Source organism: Rhodopirellula halodulae (genome assembly GCF_020966775.1).
Lineage (GTDB): Bacteria > Planctomycetota > Planctomycetia > Pirellulales > Pirellulaceae > Rhodopirellula > Rhodopirellula halodulae.
The window spans coordinates 1-4119 of sequence record NZ_JAJKFV010000032.1; the positions used below are offsets into that span (position 1 = coordinate 1).

4 protein-coding genes are annotated in these 4119 nt (G+C 54.9%); all 4 read left to right on the forward strand.

Annotation, left to right across the window (positions count from 1 at the left end; genetic code table 11):
• Positions 1 to 1230: 1230 nt before the first annotated feature.
• Positions 1231 to 1599, forward strand: coding sequence for a hypothetical protein (locus tag LOC70_RS23440; RefSeq protein WP_230256495.1), 369 nt, complete (start codon positions 1231 to 1233; stop codon positions 1597 to 1599).
• A gap of 147 nt (positions 1600 to 1746) precedes the next feature.
• A complete protein-coding gene (locus LOC70_RS23445) occupies positions 1747 to 2214 on the forward strand; it encodes a hypothetical protein (RefSeq protein WP_158453535.1) in 468 nt (155 codons plus the stop codon).
• A 202-nt stretch (positions 2215 to 2416) separates the two neighbouring features.
• Positions 2417 to 2824: an initiator NS1 family protein gene (locus LOC70_RS23450; RefSeq protein ID WP_230256496.1), complete on the forward strand. Its 408-nt coding sequence runs from the start codon at positions 2417 to 2419 to the stop codon at positions 2822 to 2824.
• Between the two features lie 52 nt (positions 2825 to 2876).
• A complete protein-coding gene (locus LOC70_RS23455; protein WP_230256497.1) occupies positions 2877 to 3383 on the forward strand; it encodes a hypothetical protein in 507 nt (168 codons plus the stop codon).
• Positions 3384 to 4119: the final 736 nt, after the last annotated feature.

The window sequence follows — 4119 nt, forward strand, 5'->3', positions numbered from 1 at the left end:
CCGTACAACTATCTTGACGCCGATTACACCGGATCGATTACGGGCGTGACGGGAATTGACTCCTGGTGGATTCGGTACTTCGACTACATTTAGCGGCGAACAATGCGATGCACACCGAGCCGCCGAGTAGTGTTTTCACAAGTGGTGGATTGCTTGCGGCGGCCGGGTGATCGCTGCCGTTATCGCGGCGACTTATGCAGGACGTAGTGATACCGATCTCGGTTGCTCACCACGCCACCATTGATGCTCGCCAATGGCCGTTTGACGGTTCAACGATGACACAATAAAAACGTTCAGCACCATGAACGTCAAACTAGTCGACGATGAACACCATGGCGGACAAAACTGCGGTCGGTCGCTCGGCACACTTCGTCGCTCGATCCTGCAACATCCGTCGCGGTCATGCGAACGGTCGTCAACCTCTTGGACGAACGGACTGCGTTCCGGTTGCCAACCGATCGCCTCACCGCGACTCCAACGTATCACCGCTGCGTAGACTCCCGGAAACGATGTGAACGATGTCGACTCCGTCTCATATAGGCCTTTGACGTTCTCCATCGACATCGTACCCATCGCTTCCTCACCTGTCGGTGCGCTCGTGATCATCACTCGACGGTTCCGAATTGCTCGATTGGATCCGCGATTGAATTCCCGATAACCACGCGATGATGACGGAGCGGTGGTGTAGACCAACTCGGCGTTCCAATCACATCGCTCGCCACCGCCCGCATATCGCAAACGTTATTCGGTGACATCTCCGCCCATACCGGAATGCTCCACGTTCGGTACTTGAACCGGCGCTCGCCCATTCCCAACCCTGCGCGTTTCTTGCGCACGCGGTGCATTTGCCGACAGTAAACTGCACGCACTGGTCGAAACCGAAGTCGCGTTTTACACGCCACCGATTTGGCCGAAGGCTAACGATCGCGACCGGCAGTCTCAACTCTAGGATCGGCTGACACCCGAACCCAATTAGCTCTCGCTGCAGGGCGTGATGCGATTCTCACCTGCGTTTTCCCTGCGGGGCTCGGGCTTCGCTTGCGACGCCGGCACCGATGCAACACGGGCTCGTTCTCGACGAAACCGTCGCCTCGACCCAGAGCACTCCGAATAACCATTGCGTGCACACGGAGCGGTGGTGGAGATCTGGTACTCTTTCCAATTACATCTTGCGCCACCGCCCGGTGACGCCGAACGTTACCCGACTGAATTCTGGATACTCAACACGCGATGCGAATCAGCATCTCCACTGCTGCAAGGAACCGAGCGTTCTCACGTGCATGCCGTCGCGTACGCAACGATGTTCAGGCCACACTCGACCGGATAGCGGCCACTGAACTGCGTGATCCGACATGGGAAACTGTGCTGCTGATAATCGCAGATGAACTTGACGCTCAAGCCATCTCTGAGATCCCGAACAACGACGACTTACTTCAACTGCAGACGGGCTTCCCGTCATTCGATGACTACACTCCCGCAAATGACTCGGCGATATTCCGTGCGTTTCTCACGCAGATTGGATTGGCGGTGGATCAGTGTGGACTGACACCATCGGATCGCGAACGCATTTTTGCTATACTTGAAACGACGTCAGATTGAGGCGTTCAACGTGACGCCAATACCCAGAACGCGGGTAACAATCGCGTGCACCGGAGTACGCGAGTCGGGCGGTTGTGAAGTTGAGAATCTTTCGCGCGTACCCGGTGACGCGTGACGTTATGGCCAGTAACTCGAACGGAGAATGAGATGCGAACTACCGCCGTAGTACTAACGATTTTGATGGCCGGCATCGCCAATGCGCGCGAACCCATTCAACATCCCGTATCCGTCGCACTGGGGCCGAAGGCTTACCGTGACGGTGACGTTATTCAAATCACAAATGTCATTTCGACGTCTGATCGGCTCGAACAAGGCGATACGGTGACTGTAACTGGACGAGTTCGTCTCGATTCGGCAGACGATGCGAAACTTTGCTTCTACTTGACGCAGACAAAGGGTGACGGTCTTGAAGAGACCGACGCGACACAAGAAGTAAACGTCAAACACGGCGTTTCAGATTTTGAAGTGACGACAACGATCAAACACTTAGGCGTCCTTCACCTGTCCCTGTACCGAACCACAACCGGAAAACCGTTCGGCGGCGTCTATTTTGGAACATCCGACCAAATGAAGTCATTGTCGGATGCTAGCGTCCGGCACTACTTGCAGGACTAACGGCAAAGAAGCCATAACCATCGGATGCACACGGAGCGGCGGTGAATCGGTTTTTGAAGTGGAGAATTGTCTCCCGCCGCCCGGTGATCCGTGTCGTTCGCCGACTGAATCTATGCGTCTTCCACTGCTTTTGACCGCATTGCTGGTATTTGGCTGCTCGGCCGAAACCGAGCGACCAGTGCTCCCATCCACTGGCGAACCGATGCCTGCCGAAGCTACTGATGCCTTGCGTAACGGATCGGCGTTTGAATTGCTTTCCCTTGATCCAAGCTATCTCGACGCCGAACAACGACCGAACGATTTTCACAACTGGAACACGTTGGGGGCGACGCCGGTCTCTCGCGATGATCGTACGAAAATTGCGGAATTGCTTATCGCGAGTGTTCCCGAGAATCCCGGGGCGATCGCCGCGTGCTTTAATCCTCGACACGGCATACGTGTCGTGCACGACAACCAGCAGTTTGACTTTGTCATCTGTTTTGAGTGCTTGCAGATTTACTGGTACATTGATGACGAAAAGCAGCCGACCATTCTGACGTCGGGATCACCACTTCCTGCGTTTAATGGCATATTGCGTGGGGCGTCGATTCCGCTGGCTGATCCTGCTTGAGACTGCGGCGAACCATGCGATGCAACGGAGCCGGGCTTGCAAGGTTTCACAAATGGACAATCAACTTTCCCGGCCCGCTGATCGCGGTCGTTATTTGGTAATGAAGTTCGACCCGTTAGACATATCCACGTTCAGCGAAATCAACGCGACGTTCGCGTCTGCGGACGACGAAAGCACGCGCGGCACCGTCTTGCTCGCCGCATTTGATGGCCACGCATTCAACTCGCATGGGCAACGTTCGTTTCGCCACATTGAATGCCTAGTGGCCGGCAATATGGTTGCCATTGAGCCGGATGCCGTCATCCTTGATTTCACACACCTCAAATACGAATGCGGTGACGAAATGGCGGGTGTCCTCTTCTATTGCTCCAATCACCCAATTGAAACAGGGCTGAAGCTTCCTGTCGCCGTGGTTACGTCAGAGATAAACCGCGCCGGTCTCACATCGCTTGTTCGCGACGAAATGCTTCAATCTGTCGACGATTGGCTATTCACCGATCTTGATGCAGCAATCAGCTCAATCAAACACAGGCTGACAATGCCGCGCGAAGCCAAATAACAATCCAATGCACCCGAGCGGCGAAGTCGGGCGTTTTGAAATGGACAATCGCTCGTCGCCGCCGGGTGATTGGTGACGTTATCGCGGCAACTCATGCCGGACGTGGCTACGCAGATCTAAGCTACATACAACGCTATCGTCGGTGTTCGCATTGTCTGTTCGACGATGCAACGTCGACACAATGAAAGCGTTCAACACTATGAACGCCAAACCAACCGACAGAAAACACGACACATCCCAAAACCGCGTTCGGTTGTTCGACACATGCCGTCGCTCGATCTTGCAACATTCGTCGCGGTCATGCGAACGGTCGGCAACCTTGCTGACGAACGACTGTGTTCCGGTTGCCAACCGATCGCATCACCGCGACTCCAACGTTTCACCGCTGCGTAGACTCCCGGAAACGATGCGAACGATGTCGATTACGTCTGATAGAATCCTTTGACGCTCTACATCGACATCGTACCCATCGCTTCCTCACCTGTCGGTGCGCTCGTGATTGTCACTCGACGTTATCAAATCGCTCGATTGGATCAATAAAAGTATTCCCGATAACCACGCGATGATGACGGAGCGGTGGTGGAGACCAACTCGGCGTTCCAATCACATCCCTCGCCACCGCCCGCATATCGCAAACGTTATCGCGGCGAAGATTGCAGGACGTGGCGATGATGATCTCGGTTGCACACCACGCCATCATCGATCATCGCGAACGGCCGCTCGACGGTGCAACGAT

Bases quoted from the DNA above. Each gene is read 5' to 3' on its own strand.
- LOC70_RS23440 (WP_230256495.1), top strand. From the start codon at position 1,231: ATGCGAATCAGCATCTCCACTGCTGCAAGGAACCGAGCGTTCTCACGT.
- LOC70_RS23445 (WP_158453535.1), top strand. From the start codon at position 1,747: ATGCGAACTACCGCCGTAGTACTAACGATTTTGATGGCCGGCATCGCC.
- LOC70_RS23455 (WP_230256497.1), top strand. From the start codon at position 2,877: ATGGACAATCAACTTTCCCGGCCCGCTGATCGCGGTCGTTATTTGGTA.
- LOC70_RS23450 (WP_230256496.1), top strand. From the start codon at position 2,417: ATGCCTGCCGAAGCTACTGATGCCTTGCGTAACGGATCGGCGTTTGAA.